This is a genomic window from Tautonia sociabilis (assembly GCF_003977685.1).
Classification (GTDB): domain Bacteria; phylum Planctomycetota; class Planctomycetia; order Isosphaerales; family Isosphaeraceae; genus Tautonia; species Tautonia sociabilis.
The window spans coordinates 83158-97945 of record NZ_RYZH01000009.1 but is presented as its reverse complement, the minus strand read 5'-3'; the positions used below and the strand labels follow the sequence as shown (position 1 = coordinate 97945).

Here is a 14788-nt window from a genome sequence, read left to right as displayed (position 1 = left end):
ACGATCCTCACCGATCGCTCCGGTCCCGGCGGATCGATTCGGAGGCGATCGGGTGAACCAGCCGAGACGCGACGGAATCGGGGATCGGGAGCGCCGCTGGGCCGGGATGGTCGGCATCCTCGTCGTCGCGGCCCTGGCCGGGGCGTGGAGCGCAAGGCCGCAGGGCTCGGAGGCGCAGGAGGTGATCGACGCGGTGCCCCAGCCGGTGGTGCCTCTGGATCTGCCCGGCAGGCAAGGGGTCGCTCCCGACCCGGGGAGGGTGGTCAACCCGTACGCGATCGCGCCGGGGCGCAGCCTGCCGCGGCCGCCGGCGCTGCTGCCGGACTCGCTGGAGCGGTTCGCGATTCCCGGTCCGGGGGCTGGGCTGCCCGAGCCGCTCCAGGAGCCGGGCGAGCGGTTGGAGATTGGCGGGGAGGAGACGCCGGAGCCGGAGGCCGAGACGTTGATTCTGCCGGTCGACGTTCCGGAGTCTCGGGTCGACCTGATTCTCAACCGCTCGAAGTTGTTCCGCCTGACGCGGTCGCTCACCGACCGGACGATCATCACCGTCGACAATCCTCAGGTCGTCGCGGTGCGGCCGATCGGCACCCCTGTCGAGGTTCCCGTAGGGGGGGCCGCGGCCGAGAATGTCCCGTTCGAGGAGGTCCGGTATCTGGAGATCTTCGGCCTCGCCTACGGCGACGCCACCATCCGGATCATCGACGAGGGAGAGCAGGGGGAGCCGAGCAAGATTCACTCGATCACCGTCCGGGTCACGATCGACGCCGAGGAGCTGGAACATCGGATCAACGCGATTCTCCCCGGGGCGGACATCCGGGTCAGCCAGGTGGCCCAGAACCTGGTGCTCGAGGGTCAGGTGCCGACGCCGAAGATGATGGCGGACGTCAACGAGCTGATTCGATCGGAGCTTCGGATCGCCGGCGGGGAGCAGATCAACCGCGGCAGCCTGGCCAGCAGCGTCGGCTTTGGCGGCGGCGGGGGAGCGGCGGGAGCCGGGGGAGCGACCAGCTCGGCCGTCACGGGAGGGGCCGCCTCGGCGATCGCCTCGACCGGGGGGGCGCAGCCGGGCCTGATCATCATTAACCGGGTGAAGGTGCGCGGCCCTCGCCAGGTGATGCTCAAGGTCAAGATCGCGGAGATCAACCGCACCGCGCTGCGTCAGATCGGCGTGAACTTCCAGCGGCTGACCGACGGGGACAACGTCGCCTCGCTCATCGGCAACGTCGGCACGCTCGACGCGGCCCAGGTTCTGTTCCCCGACCCGCTGGACACGCAGCTCTTCGGCATCTTCGACGAGGGGGACTTCCGCCTCTTCCTCAACGCGCTGCGGCAGAACGATCTGGTCCGCATCCTCGCCCAGCCCACGCTGCTGACGCTCGACGGCCAGCCCGCCCGGTTCCTGGCCGGGGGCAGCTTCCCCTTCCCGGTGCCCCAGATCAGCACCGGGGGCGTGGCGACGATCACGATCCAGTTCCGGGACTTCGGCGCGCTGCTGGAGTTCTTGCCGATGATCCTGGAGGACGACACGATCCGCCTGGACGTGCAGCCGATCTTCAGCGAGCTGAACCCGAACTCCGGGGTGCTCGTAGCCGGCACGGCCGTGCCGGGCCTGACCGAGCGAAGCGCCCGGACCGTGGTGCAGCTCCGGGAGGGGCAGACCCTGGCCATCGCCGGGCTGTTCTCGACCCGGTCGTCCGGCTCGGTCCAGCGGGTTCCGCTGCTGGGAGACCTGCCGATCGTCGGGCAGGCCTTCAGCCGGAACATCCTGCAGACCAACGAGACGGAGCTGCTGGTGCTGGTCACTCCGGAGCTGGTGGAGCCGGTCGATGCCCCGGCCGCCCCGGCCCCGGGCGACCTGTACCAGGAGCCCAACGACCTGGAGTTCTACTTCCTCGGCCGGCTCGAGGGGAGGACCCGCCACCCGCACCGAGCCACCACGAACTATCTCGACCCGTTCCAGGTCATGAAGCACTTCCGCAGCGAGGAGCAGTGGGTGGTCGGGCCGCACGGCTTCGCCGAGTGACCAGGAGGGCGGGAGTCGGGACCGGACCAGTCTTGGGCCATCGATCGATCCTTCTCGGGGGACCACGCGATGCGAGTCGACAGGCGGATGCTCCAGGCGGCGACGATCGCCGTGACCCTGGCCTCGGGCGGGGCCCCCGGCGTCGCGAGGGCCCAGGCCCCGGCGCCGCTGCCTCCCGCCCAGATGCCCGCCCCCAAGGTGCCGCAGCCCGCGGCGTCGATCCCGGACCCGGGGCTCTCCCCGGCGCCGGGGACCGTGATCGCCCCGCCCCCCGGCGTCGTGACCGCACCTGCCGGTCCCCCGATCCACGTGCACCAGCCCGGCCCGATCGCCGGAGCGGTCCACCACCTGGGCTTCGCGATCAAGGACCGGATGATCGGCGAGCCCTGGCGGTTCGACACGCCGCCGCTGGGCTGGTCGCTGCAGCAGAACTTCTCCGCCCAGGCCCGGATGGCCAATCAGCACCGCTACACGCTCTATCGCTCCGACTTCTACTCGGGCACCGAGCGGCTGACCCCCGACGGGCTCCGGCGGCTCGGCCGCATGGTGGCCCGGTGGCAGCTCTGGGGAGGCCCGATGCTCATCGAGCTGGACCCCGATCGGCCCGGCCTGGCCGAGTCGCGCCGGGAGGCCGTCCTCCAACTGGTGGCCAACAACGGGATGCTGCTGGAGCCCGAGCGGCTGGTCGTTGGCGGCTCCCCCTACCTGGGCGAGCGGGGCGACGTGGCCGCACCGTACAACGCCGTGCTGCTCGACCGGGCCGCGGGAGCGCCGGCGGCCTACCAGCTCAACCCCTACGTGAACGCGGACTTCGGAAACTAGCGAGGGGGCCGACGCGATGACCCGACGCATGCTCACCGTTCCGACCACGCTGATCCCGGCGCTCGCCCTGCTGCCGCTGGTTTCCTCGAGCGGCTGCGTGCTCATCCCCGGGCCCCGCGAGGCCGCCGAGCCTCCTGCCCTGGCGTCGGCCTCGCCGATCGTCGAGGGGATGCCCAAGCGCGATCCAGCCGCCTCCCAAGCCGTCGCCCCTGCTGCCCCGATCGCCTCCGAGACGATGCCCGCCCTGACTCCCGACCGCACCGCTCGGGTGCACCTGGACCTCGGCCGCGTCTTCGAGGCCAAGGGGGAGCTGGACGCCGCCGAGGCCGAGTACCGCAAGGCCGTCTCCTCCCTCTCCCGCAAGGTCGACCGCGACACCCGGACCCTGGCCCACCGCCGGCTCGCCGGCATCCTCGACCGCCAGGGCAAGTTCGCCGCCTCCGCCGAGCACCATGAGGCCGCCCTCGACCTCGCCCCCCGGGACGCCAGGGCCTGGAACGACGCCGGCTACAGCGCCTACCTCCAGGGAAACTGGGACGAGGCGATCTCCCGGCTCCGCAAGGCCCAGTCCCTCGATCCGGACGACCCCCGGATCCTCACGAACCTGGGCCTTGCGCTGGCCGCCTCCGGCCAGGTGGACGAGGCCCTCCCGGTGCTCGACCGCGCCGGAGGCCCCGTCGCCGCCCGAGCCAACCTCGGCTACATCCTCGCCGCCACCGGCCGCACCGACGAGGCGCGCGACCGCTACCTCGAGGCCCTCCGCCTCAACCCCGACCACACCGTCGCCCGCCTTGCCCTCGGCCAGCTCGACGCCACCATCACCCCCCGCCCGGTCGACTCCATCGCCTCGGCCGTCCCGCCCCCCTCCCGGGTCGACCCGGCCGTCTCCCCCGCCTCCTTCTTCCCGACCGAGCCCGAGCCGGGGCCTTCCTCCCACCCCGCCTCGCTCTTGCCCCGATTGCCCGGAGCGGGAGACTCCGACCGGGAGTGACCGACCCCGGATCGGAGAGACGCTCGTGGTGGGGCCGGAGAGGCTGGGGGGGCGACTCGCCCCAAAGGACTCCAGTTCAACCCGAGGTTCGGCGGGGAGTCTGGGGTCGTGTCGACCCCAGACCCGACAGCCAGACCCGGCAACCCTCCGACGGCGGGCGGCCGGGTCTGGGGTGCCTCGGGTCCGGTTTCGGGTTCTTCCGGCGGAAGCGTCCATTGAGTTGAACGAAGGCAGGCATGCTGGCCTCTTTCTGGAGTTGCGTGGAACGGCTCCAGGGGAGAGGTCCAGCATGGAGCATGGCGCATGTCCACCCGCCTCCTTGACCATGCCTTCGGGCTGCGCGGCGACCAGGACGTCCGCACCGTGGACGAGGCGGTGAAACGCCAGGCAAATGGCGTCCGCGACCAGGAGTTCTTCAAGCGGAGGATCCTGGCGATCCACGAGGCGACGTACGCGTTGGTCGGATGAACCGGATTGCTGTTGCTCGCGATCATCGATGTGCCGCGGCGGCGCACGCCTTGCGTCTTTCCGTGGGCGGGCTAGGCTGTACAATTGAGATTCACAGGCGCCCGGACGGTGTCCGGTGAATCGTGTCGGGCGTCAGTCGTGGCGGGATGAAAGCCGCTCCAATCGCCACAAATTGTGGTCAAATCGGGAGTTCAAACAGAGGGCATTGTATGTCCGGCTTTCCGTCGCGCGCATCCGCGGGGTCGCCACCCAGCGGGGCAACCCGCTGGAGAGACGATCATCGAGGCCTCCGATGAGACGCGCGGAGTCGTGGCCGGAAGGGGAGTAGTCCCATGTCGCATAACGCTTTTGCCGATGCAGGGCGCTTCGCTTTTACCTACGCGCAGCAATTAACGGGGGATCTCGAAGCGGCGATGCGCGATCACAAGTTGGTCGCGGAGTGCTGGGAATTCGAGGACAGCCTCACCCTGCTCAACAGGTTGCTCGGAAACGTCGTGTTCTTTGGGATGAAGTGGTTGGCAGCCAAGACAAGGCCAATGCCTCCCGAGGCTTACGAATCCGAACGTCCTCTCGCCGAGGCACTCTGCCGATTGTCCGAGGTGTGCTCCGAGATCGACCAAGCCATCGGGTGGTTTGAAGGCCAAGGCTTGCTTGTCGAGGGCGCAGCGGGATTCCGCCGCAATCGGTCAGCGGTCGACGCCCTGTATCGAAGTGCGAGATTCCCTGAGAATCCTCGGCCGATCACCATTGGTCAAGACGGCTGTCTCTACGAAGTGACGGGAGATCGGATCATCGTCCCCGGCTTGGAGCCGGAGTCCGTCCTGACCAGCCTTGCGGATCGGGCTGCGGGCCGATTCTCCCCTCTGCCCAATCCCGGGGCAGAATCGGACAGATGAGTTTCGAAGTCAGACTGACCCAACGGGCGGCAGAGGATTATCGCCGCCTCGCGGCCCATCTTCGGGCGTTCCTGGAGTGTCGGCTTCGCGAACTGGGCGACTCCCCGGGCGACGGAAGTCGCCCGGTCGTCTCGCCGCCCTATCCTCCGGGCGGAATGATGCACGAGTGCGATTACATCGTAGGCAGCGAATGGCACCGCTTCACAATCATCTTCTACTACGGGCAGGATGAGGCCTCTTTGGAGGTCATCGGCATCGGCCACGTCGACTATTCGGGTTCTTCCGGCGGAAGCGTCCATTGAGTTGAACGAAGGCAGGCATGCTGGCCTCTTTCTGGAGTTGCGTGGAACGGCTCCAGGGGAGAGGTCCAGTATGGAGCATGGCGCATGTCCACCCGCCTCCTTGACCATGCCTTCGGGCTGCGCGGCGACCAGGACGTCCGTGCCGTGGACGAGGCGGGTCAGGTCCGTTGTCCGGTTCGCGATCCGACCGCCCTGCAAGGCCTGACGCTGTTCAGCCTGCGGCTCCCGGTCGGTCCGACCTCGGGCTCCCCTCCGCGCGATCCGCCGCTTTCGCCCGGCCTCTTCGCCTGCTATCGTGAGGTCTGGTCACCCCACCGGGCGCCGACGCCCGCCGGATCCACCACCGGGAGTGAGGCATGGTCAAGGGAAACTGGTCGCGACGAGGGTTCCTGCGGGCCTCGACGGCGGCGATGGTCGCCGCCGGCCTGCCGTCCTGGTACGCCCGGGAGGTGGTCGCCGCCCAGCAGGAGGAGCAGGAGGGCCGGCGGAAGAAGATTGGCCCGAATGACACGATCGTCATGGCCGCCATCGGCGTCGGAGGCCGGGGCCGGGGGATCATGATGGAGGCCGCCCGCAAGGACGGCGTGAAGTTCGTCGCCGTCTGCGACGTCGATCGCCGGCATGCCGAGCAGGCGGTCTCGGATCTGGGCGGCGGCGACGTGACCATCTACAAGGACTTCCGCGAGCTGCTGGCCAACGAGGAGCTCGACGCCGTCACCATCGGCACGCCCGACCACTGGCACACCATCCCGGCGCTGGCCGCCATCGGGGCGGGCCTGGACATCTACTGCGAGAAGCCGCTCACCCTCTGGCTCGACGAGGGCAAGGCGCTGGTCAAGGCCGTTCGCGCCCGAGACACCATCTTCCAGGTCGGCAGCCAGCAGCGTTCCGACGCCCGCTTCCGCCTCGCCTGCGAGCTGGTCCGCAACGGCCGGATCGGCAAGGTTCTCGAAGTCGAGGCGCGCATCGGCCGCAACGACCAGGGCGGCCCGTTCAAGGAGGCCCGCGTCCCCGACGAGCTGGACTGGGACTTCTGGCTCGGCCAGACCCCCGAGGTTGCTTATATCCCCGAGCGTTGCCACAACACCTTCCGCTGGTGGCGCGCCTACTCCGGCGGCAAGATGACCGACTGGGGAGCGCACCACAACGACATCGCGCAGTGGGGCCTCGGCTACGACGGCTCCGGGCCCGTCAAGGTCGACGCCGAAGGCAGCCCCTGGCCCGTGCTGCCCAACTGCTTCGACATGCCCGAGCGCTTTGTTTGCACCGCCACCTACGACAACGGTACTGTGCTCAAGACCATGAGCGACGGCGAGAACGGCGTCCTCTTCACTGGAGAGGACGGCTGGATCTTCGTCTCCCGAGGCCGCATCGACGCCAGCGACCAGGCGCTGCTCGATGAGCCCCTGGGCGACGACGCCGTCCGCCTTTACGTCTCCAACGACCACATGGGGAACTTCCTCGACTGCGTCCGCAGCCGGGAGACGCCCATTTGCGACGTCGAGGTCGGGCACCGCTCCGTCTCCGTCTGCCACCTGGAGAACATCGCCCTGAACCTCCGCCGCGAGCTCACCTGGGATCCCGAGGCCGAGGTGTTCGTCGGCGACGAGGAAGCCAACTCCCTGCTCCGGCGAGAGATGCGCTCCCCCTGGTCCATCGAGGTCTGAGCCCTCCGCCTCCCGGGGCCGCCCCGAGAGGCGGTCCCGGGCCGAGGGGGATCCGCCACGCCCCCCATCATCCTCTCGTCCGATCACGAGTTGATTCATGGACCAGCACCCCGCGCCGGCCGATCCCCCCGAGCGGTTCGAGTTCGGCCCCGAGCACGGTCGGCTGATCGCCGATCTGGGCTCGAAGATGCACTTTGTCGGTCTGCTGACTCTGGTGCTCGGCGCTCTCGCCCTGTTTTCCGGGGTCGTGAACCGCCCGCCGGACGAGGGGATCGACGGCGGCTCGATCGTCGCCGTGCTGACCGCCCTCTTCCTCGCCGCCGTCGGCTTCTGGTCGATGCGCAGCGGCCGGGAGTTCCTCCTCGTCGCCCGCACCGAGGGGGCCGACATCCCGCATCTGATGAGCGCCCTCCAGAACCTCCGGCGCCTCTTCGGCCTCCAGTACCACCTTGCCTGGTTCGGCCTCGTGCTGCTCGTCGTCGCCCTGGTCTTTGGCTTCTTCATCGATCAGGCGCACTGACGGTCCCCCGCCGATCTCGGCCCGATCTCCGCCCCCCGCCCCCCGAACCGGAGGGGAGCGGGGGAAATGGAGCGATTCCGGGGAGGTTGGGCGCTTCGAGAAGGCGCCTGGCCCCCTCCTCGACCGGTCTGTTTCCGAGAGGGGGAGCGGTGGTGTCGAACACGAGGCGTTGCTCCGAACCGGCTCCCCTTGGCTCCGGTCCTAGAATGGGCGAGAGTCCAGACCGACCCAGGATTGGAGGGAGCTCAGGACGATGGAAGGGGAAGCCGGATCGGCCGAGGAGTCGGCGCCGTCTCAGGATGCGGAACCGATCGCGAGTCCGGAGGCCGGCCCGGGGGCGGGGAGCGCCTCCGATCGTCGGATCATCACCGTCGCCCTGATGCTGGGCATGGCGGTCGCCGCGATGGAGCAAACCGTGGTTTCCCCGGCGATGCCGACGATCATCGCCCGGCTCCAGGGGGTCGAGATCTACGCCCTGGTCTTCTCGGCCTACCTGCTCGCCTCGACCGTGACCACGCCGCTCTACGGCAAGCTTGCCGACCGCCACGGCCGCAAGCGCGTTCTGCTGTTCGGCCTCGGGCTGTTCGGCCTCGGGTCGATCCTCTCCGGCTTCTCCCGGAGCATGCCTGAGCTGATCGCGATGCGCACCGTCCAGGGGCTCGGCGCCGGGGCGGTGGCGCCGATCGTGCTGACGATCCTCGGCGACCTGTACACGCTGGAGGAGCGGGCCCGGGTCCAGGGGCTCTTCAGCGGGGTCTGGGGGGTCTCGAGCATCGCCGGCCCCGCCCTAGGAGGGGCGCTGACGGACCATCTCTCCTGGCGATGGGTGTTCTTCGTCTCCGTGCCGTTCGGGCTGGTCGCCATGCTGATCCTCGCCCTCCGGGTGCGCGAGACGGTCGCCGAGCGCGAGTCGCAACCCCTGGACTGGCGGGGGGCGGCCCTGCTCACCGGAGGCACGTCGGCCCTGCTGCTGGCTGTGGTCGGCGGCGAGGGCCGATCGTGGGAGGGGGAGGCGGGGCTGCTGGCCCTGGCCGTTGTCCTGCTCGCCCTCTTCTTCCGCCAGGAGCGGCGAGCGGCCGATCCGGTGCTTCCCCTCGACCTGCTCGCTCAGCCCTCCCTGGCGGCGTCGATCGCCGGCAGCTTCCTCATCGGAGGCCTGCTCATCGCCATCGACACCTATGTGCACTTGTTTGTTCAGGGGGTGCGGGGCGGGTCGGCCACCTCGGCGGGGAGGGCGATCATGCCGCTGTTCGCCTCCTGGTCGATCAGCGTCTTCATTGCCGCGAAGGTCGTCCCCCGCTGGGGGTTCCGCAGGACGGCCGTGATTGGCTCCAGCTTCATCGCGGGAGGCTCGCTGGTCCTGGTGGTCGGCGCGATCCTCCCCGAATGGAGCCGCCTGGCCTTCCTGATCGGCATGGGGGTCATCGGCTTTGGAATGGGGCCCACCTCGCTAAGCTACATCCTTGGCGTGCAGAATGCCGTTCCCTGGGAACGCCGAGGAGCGGCCACCGGCTCGGTCATCTTCTCCCGGATGATTGGCGGGGCGGTGATCGTCGGGCTGCTCGGCGCCGCTCTTGGCCATCTGCTCGCCTGGCGGCTGGGCGGCCTCTCGGGCGTCGAGATCGCCGCCGCCCTGCGTCCCGAGACGCACGATCGGCTTGCTCCCGATCAGCTTCTGGCCGTTCGCTCGGCGCTCGGCCGGTCGCTCCGCGACGTCTTCCTCCTCGTCACGGGCCTGGCCGCGATCGGCGTCTGCTGCGCCTGGCGCCTCGCCGGCGGCAGGGCCGTCGATCGCCCCGACGCCCCTGCCGTCTCCGCCAAGGACTCCGACCTCCTCGCCGCGACCGCCGAGACCTGATGCCGGTTGGAGGGACGCCGAAGGGGCGTCAGGAGGGGCCGGGGATGCCTCAGCGTCGGGAAGCGGGAGGCCGGGAGGCGAGTTCGGGAGGAGGGGCCGCCTCCTCCCTGGCTTCGGGGTCGAACTCGACGACCCAGTAGCGGCCGACCTTCCAGCCGGTCTCGCCGCGATCGGCGTTGACGACGTAGGAGTCGATGCGGCGGAAGCGGTGGCGAGCGCTCATGGCATCGAACCAGGAGCGGAAGCCGGGGGAGTCGATCGGCGTCGGGTAGCTGTCGACGTGGAAGAGGACGAAGCGGATCGGGCGGGCTCGGCCGTCGGGGGCGGAGTCGGAGTCGGGATCGGGATCGGGGGCCGGGGGGAAACCGGGGTCGTAGATGGCTCGGTTGCAGAGGTAGGAGGCGGAGATGCCGGTGTTCCACTGCCGGGGCTCGAAGTCGAGGCCGAGGTCGGCCTTCAGGCAGAGGACCTTGGCCGCTCGGGCCTGCTCGGGCCAGAACCAGCGGGCGAACTCGCGATCCCGGGCGGCGCTGATCATATGATAGGGCCAGACGATCTGCTGGACGAGCAGGCCGAGGCCGATCAGCCCCAGGCCGGCGATCGCCAGCCGTCGGAGTCGCTCCGCCCGAGCCGCCGACCGGCACCGCTCGATGAGGCGGGACGCCCCCAGGCCGGCGAGCAGGCAGGCCGAAGGGGCCAGGTGCTGGGCGATCCGGGCCTCGCCGCCGTAGGGATAGCGCCCGAGCGCGGCCGCGGCCAGGTTCAGGGCGAAGGGGAGGACCAGCAGAGCCGCCAGCCCCCATCGTCGCGTCCTCAGGAGGGCGATCAGGCCGACGACGACCAGGGCGAGCGAGGCGGCGCTGGCGCCGTGATCTCCTCCGATCGGGTAGGAGAGCAGGTTGCCGGCGTGGATGCGGACGAGCCACCAGGAGACGGCCAGCGGCCCGTCGGCCAGCGGGGGGAAGGAGTCGGCCCAGTAGGGGAGGAGGTACTCGGTGCGGAGCCACTCGCTCCTTGCCGTCGAGAGGTGGAAGCGGAAGAGGGCGAGGAACGTGGCCGCCGAGGTCGCGCCGAAGGCGGCAAAGGCCGCCCAGACCCGGGCCCGGCCGGACCTCCAGGCGACCGGGGCCGTTACCAGGCCGATCGCGCCGACCACGAAGACGGCCGTCAGCGAGCCCGCCAGGGCGGCCGGCGCGACGGCCGCCAGCGCCCAGGGCCAGCGCGACCGGCTCGGCTCGGCCAGCCATCGGGAGGCAAGCCACAGCAGGGCGGTCGCGGCCAGCAGGTCGGTCGCGTAGGACTTCACCTCGTTGCCGTGTCGGATCGGCGAGTAGGAGACGGCGAGAATTCCGACGGCGATCGGGTAGCCCCACCCGGGCAGCGTGCGCCGGGCGAGGCGATCGAACAGCACCAGGCCGCCGATGGCGCAGAGGGTCGGGAACAGCCGGAGCGACCACTCGTTGAAGCCGAGCAGGCCGACAATCGCCCGCTCGACCCAGAGGAAGAGGATCGGGCAAACCTGGAGGTAATCCAGCGGCAGGGCCAGCTCCCGGAAGCCCCGGTCGATGAAGTTGACGGCGATGAACGCCTCGTCGTGCCAGAGCGGGTAGCGCAGCAGGAAGCGCACCAGGCGGAGGACGACCCCGAGGGCGAGGAAGCCGAGGGCCCAGCGCGCCAGCCGGGCCGGGTCGGGCTCGGCGGGGGCGAGGCAGGGGGCGTCGTCGTCCGGGTCGGGGGTCATCGGTCGCACGGGGGGCAGTCCTCCGAAGGGGAGAGGCGGGACGGGGAGGGTGGAGGATTCCGGCATCGAGGTCCCGGTCGGGAGGCCTCCGAGCCTGGGGGAGCGACGACCCGGGCCTCCCCAAGCCTTCCCGACGGCGACCCGCCGATCGATCGCCCGGGGTCCTGGGGGGGCGTCGGCTGGACCCGATCGGCGCCTCTGGTCTTCACGCGATCATGCGGTCAGACGATTAGATGGATCAACGTCATCCGCGTTCCAGCCGGTCGGCCGTCTCGGCGAGCGTGCGGACGGCGACCTGGAAGCGCTGGCGGGGCTGGTCGCCGGCGGAGGCGTAGGCGGGGGGGAAGTCGTCCCCCTCGATCCAGCAGACAAGTTCCATGACCTGTCGGGCCATGAGCTCGAGCATTTCGTCGATTGTGGGGGTCGAGACGGAGACGGGGCCGGACCGGGCGAGGTCGCGCAGCTCGGCGCCGGGGAAGCCGGGGGGGAAACCGTCGTCGGGGGGGGCGGACGCGGGATCAGCCCCGGGATCGTCCCGGCCGCGTCGGGGGGGGCGATCGGCGTCCTCGTCGTCGTCGGAGGGGCGTCGGGAGCGGGGCTCCTCGGGCATGGAGTCGCGGCCGGGGAGGAGCTCGTTGGGGTCCCGGGAGAGGCCGGGGTGGGGGTAGAACTTGCCGTCGGCGCCGAGGCGGCCCTCGCCGGGGCCGATCTGGCCGGCTCCCACCAGATCGTGGCGGACCTTGGCGACGAGGTCCCGGCTGACGCCCAGCTCCCGGGAGAGCTGGCGGTCGGAGCGCTCGGGGTCGAGCCGGAGGCGGATCTCGACGGCTCGGCGGCGCTCCTGGCGGCGGAGGGGCAGGCCGTGGGTCAGGTTCGCGAGGGCGGCGTGCTGGAGGGCCTCCTGGTAGGTCCCGCCGACAACCCGGGAGGGGATCCTCGGCTTGTTGCGGGAGACGAACGCCGCGTGGCGGTGGAAGCCGTCGGCAAGCAGCCACTGGCCGTCGACGTCGAAGACCGTGACCGGAGGCAGATCCTCGACCGACTCGGCATAGCGTTCGACGGCCTCGGGGTCGAGGCGGTCGCGGAGGTTGAGGTTCGGGTCGAGGACGATCTCGTCGACCGGCAGCTCTCGGACGTCCATGCGCGGCCCTCCCTGGCCGCCCCCGGAGGGCGACGATCCGACGGCCCCGCCCGCTCGCCGAGCGACCGGGGGCGGGGTCGACACGGGGCGGAATTTAGCCGAAGATCCCCCGACTGTGAACCGCAACCCGATCGGGGAGGGGAGCCAGGGGAGGGGTCGGCCGATGCCGAATCGGATCGTGGTGACTGGGGCGAGCGGGCAGCTCGGCTCGTATGTGCTCGACCGGCTGGAGGGGACGGCACGCGAGGTCGTCGGCTGGAGCCGATCGACCGGGGGGCATCGGGGCCGGATCCCGATCGTCCCGGTCGACCTGGCCGACCCCGGCGCGCTGGCCGCCGCGCTCGATCGGGACGACCCCGGCGCGATCCTCCATCTGGCGGCGGTGAGCCGGGTCGACGAGGCCCGGGACAACCCGGAGCGGGCCCGTCGGATCAACGTCGAGGCGACCGGGGAGATCGCCGACTGGGCCAGCCGGCGAGGCCGTCGGCTGGTTTTCGCCTCGACGGATCTGGTCTTCGACGGCTCCCGGCCCTGGTGGCGGGAGGAAGACCCCGCCGAGCCGATCCTGGCCTACGGCCGGTCGAAGCGGGAAGGGGAACGGGCGGTCCTCCGCCACCCGGGCCTCCTCGTCGCCCGGATCGGCCTGCTCTACGGCCCCTCCCGGTGCGGCCGGCCGACGTCCCTCGACTGCCTCCTCGACGCCCTGCGCCGGGGGGAGCGACGCGCCCTGTTCGAGGACGAGTTCCGGACGCCCCTCGACTACGCCACCGCCGCCGAGGCGCTCGTCCTGCTGCTCGACCGCTCCGACGCCATCGGCATCGTTCACGTGGCCGGGGCGGCTCGCGTCAGCCGGTTCGAGCTGCTGCGCCGGCTCGCCAGCCGGGAGGGGATGCCGGCCGACCTCATCGTTCCGAACCGACAGGCCGACTCCCCCGGCCCCGAGCCCCGACCGGCGGACGTCTCGCTCGACACGACTCGGCTGGCGGAATGGCTGCCGGGCCTGGATCGGCCGGCGCTGGAGGAGGGGCTCGAGCGCTGCCGGAGATGGGGCTGAGGACGATCAGACGAGGAGAGGAGAGCAGAGCAGAGGAGAGGAGAGGAGAGCAGAGGAGAGGAGAGCAGAGCAGAGGAGAGGAGAGGAGAGCAGAGGAGAGCAGAGCAGAGGAGAGGAGAGGAGAGCAGAGGAGAGGAGAGCAGAGCAGAGGAGAGCAGAGGAACGCAACGACGGCTCATCCGACGAACGCGGACGTCGCCTCGTGGATCGCCAGGATCTTCGGCTGGAAGAATTCCTGATCACGGAAGCCGTACGCAAGCCGCGTCCTGGTCTTGATCTGGTGATTGGTTCCTTCCCGGGGCCCGGTGCTGATGCGGTGGTCGGAGTCGGCCAGCAGGCCGTCCCGGTGGCGCTCCCGCGTGTCGGCCATTTTGCCCAGCATCGCGACCCCTGAGGCCCGCGCCGGTGTGATCCCATCGTCGAGGAACGTGCTTGCCGACGCCGTGTCGGGCTGGGCCCAGAACCGCCGCCGGTCCTCCTTCCGGGAGTACGCCGCGGCCAGCGGCTCGTTGAGCCTCAGCGCCTCGGCCAGCCGCGTCGCCTGGTCCCGGTCGGGGTCCAGGTTCTCCGGGTTCTTCAGCAGCAGGCACCGCGATCCCTTGAGCACCTTCCTCCGCTGCTCGGCCGCCCGGCGGTGCGGCGATCGCCGCAGGTCGGAGAGCCGCGTGATGAAGCGCTTGACGACGAGGAAGCGGTCGCAGACGACGACCGCCGCGACCTTCGCCCCGGCCCGCCGCAGCCGCTGCCAGAAGGGCGTGAGCGTGTCGCCGCCCTTGCCCTCGCCGACGAAGACCACCGCACCGCTGTCCAGGTCCGGCACCACGGTCAAGAAGCGGCGCCGGCCGACGGCGATCTCATCGATGGCGATCCGCCTCAGGCGAACGAGCCTCGGCCGGGCGAACCGCCGGTGCGGTTCGCGTTTCGGGATGTCCTTGATGACGTCCCCGCCGACGCCGAGGTGCTCCGCCACGGCGTTGACCGTCATGGGCCGCGACAGGTCCAGGGCGTGGCGTTCGAACGCCTGGGTGGAGCCGCGGCGGGCGGCGGCGAAGCCGAGGACCACCGGGCGGATCGCGCCGCAGTCGGAGCAGGCGACCCGAGGGATGGCGAAGGCGATCAGGACGGGGCGACGGCCGATGGGTCGGCAGCAGGACCGGCGCTCGATCGCCCCCCGAGGTCGGAGAACGCAGGGGAGGAACCTCGGCGGAAGGGGTCGGGCCAGGCCGGGTCAGGCCGGATGAGGCCGGGAGGACCGAACCGCCGAGGTTCCAGCGCCCCGGGGCGGGGAGGGAGAGAGGGCCGCGA

At 70.7% G+C, this 14788-nt stretch carries 14 protein-coding genes; 11 read left to right on the top strand and 3 right to left on the bottom strand.

The features are described from left to right. The first annotated feature begins 52 nt into the window (after positions 1 to 52). The 9 genes from TsocGM_RS06595 to TsocGM_RS06560 all read left to right on the top strand — a co-directional run bounded on the left by TsocGM_RS06595 (position 53) and on the right by TsocGM_RS06560 (position 9547). Entirely contained in the window at positions 53 to 2023 is a 1971-nt protein-coding gene (locus TsocGM_RS06595) for a type II and III secretion system protein family protein (RefSeq protein WP_126724511.1), read from the top strand. A 69-nt stretch (positions 2024 to 2092) separates the two neighbouring features. Continuing rightward, positions 2093 to 2845, top strand: coding sequence for a hypothetical protein (locus TsocGM_RS06590; protein ID WP_126724510.1), 753 nt, complete (start codon positions 2093 to 2095; stop codon positions 2843 to 2845). Between the two features lie 16 nt (positions 2846 to 2861). Beyond that, entirely contained in the window at positions 2862 to 3836 is a 975-nt protein-coding gene (locus tag TsocGM_RS06585; RefSeq protein WP_126724509.1) for a tetratricopeptide repeat protein, read from the top strand. 303 nt (positions 3837 to 4139) lie between these two features. Next, positions 4140 to 4304, top strand: coding sequence for a hypothetical protein (locus TsocGM_RS25875; RefSeq protein WP_158633409.1), 165 nt, complete (start codon positions 4140 to 4142; stop codon positions 4302 to 4304). A 332-nt stretch (positions 4305 to 4636) separates the two neighbouring features. Further along, positions 4637 to 5200 (top strand): hypothetical protein, encoded by a 564-nt coding sequence (locus TsocGM_RS06580; protein WP_126724508.1) that lies wholly within the window; start codon positions 4637 to 4639, stop codon positions 5198 to 5200. Beyond that, positions 5197 to 5502: a type II toxin-antitoxin system RelE/ParE family toxin gene (locus tag TsocGM_RS06575; protein WP_126724507.1), complete on the top strand. Its 306-nt coding sequence runs from the start codon at positions 5197 to 5199 to the stop codon at positions 5500 to 5502. The genes TsocGM_RS06580 and TsocGM_RS06575 overlap by 4 nt, the downstream gene beginning before the upstream one ends. A gap of 356 nt (positions 5503 to 5858) precedes the next feature. Further along, positions 5859 to 7169, top strand: a complete 1311-nt coding sequence (locus tag TsocGM_RS06570) for a Gfo/Idh/MocA family protein (RefSeq protein ID WP_126724506.1) — start codon at positions 5859 to 5861, stop codon at positions 7167 to 7169. A 97-nt stretch (positions 7170 to 7266) separates the two neighbouring features. After that, positions 7267 to 7689 (top strand): hypothetical protein, encoded by a 423-nt coding sequence (locus TsocGM_RS06565; protein WP_126724505.1) that lies wholly within the window; start codon positions 7267 to 7269, stop codon positions 7687 to 7689. Positions 7690 to 7942: 253 nt separating this feature from the next. After that, positions 7943 to 9547, top strand: coding sequence for an MFS transporter (locus tag TsocGM_RS06560; protein ID WP_126724504.1), 1605 nt, complete (start codon positions 7943 to 7945; stop codon positions 9545 to 9547). 49 nt (positions 9548 to 9596) lie between these two features. Here the strand turns inward: TsocGM_RS06560 and TsocGM_RS27555 are convergent, their stop codons facing one another. Together TsocGM_RS27555 and TsocGM_RS06550 are read right to left on the bottom strand one after the other, a co-directional pair. Beyond that, entirely contained in the window at positions 9597 to 11288 is a 1692-nt protein-coding gene (locus tag TsocGM_RS27555) for a glycosyltransferase family 39 protein (protein WP_261341623.1), read from the bottom strand. Positions 11289 to 11532: 244 nt separating this feature from the next. Beyond that, the gene (locus TsocGM_RS06550; protein ID WP_126724502.1) at positions 11533 to 12429 is read right to left on the bottom strand and encodes a ParB/RepB/Spo0J family partition protein; all 897 of its coding nucleotides are present in this window, start codon (positions 12427 to 12429) and stop codon (positions 11533 to 11535) included. Between the two features lie 163 nt (positions 12430 to 12592). Here TsocGM_RS06550 and TsocGM_RS06545 point away from each other — a divergent pair, with 163 nt between their 5' ends. Both TsocGM_RS06545 and TsocGM_RS25870 read left to right on the top strand, forming a co-directional pair. Next, positions 12593 to 13483, top strand: a complete 891-nt coding sequence (locus TsocGM_RS06545; protein WP_158633408.1) for an SDR family oxidoreductase — start codon at positions 12593 to 12595, stop codon at positions 13481 to 13483. After that, positions 13474 to 13722 (top strand): hypothetical protein, encoded by a 249-nt coding sequence (locus TsocGM_RS25870; RefSeq protein ID WP_158633407.1) that lies wholly within the window; start codon positions 13474 to 13476, stop codon positions 13720 to 13722. The genes TsocGM_RS06545 and TsocGM_RS25870 overlap by 10 nt, the downstream gene beginning before the upstream one ends. Here TsocGM_RS25870 and TsocGM_RS06540 read toward each other — a convergent pair. Further along, positions 13659 to 14546, bottom strand: a complete 888-nt coding sequence (locus TsocGM_RS06540; RefSeq protein ID WP_126724500.1) for a transposase — start codon at positions 14544 to 14546, stop codon at positions 13659 to 13661. The two genes, TsocGM_RS25870 and TsocGM_RS06540, sit on opposite strands and share 64 nt — an antisense overlap. Positions 14547 to 14788 lie beyond the last annotated feature (242 nt).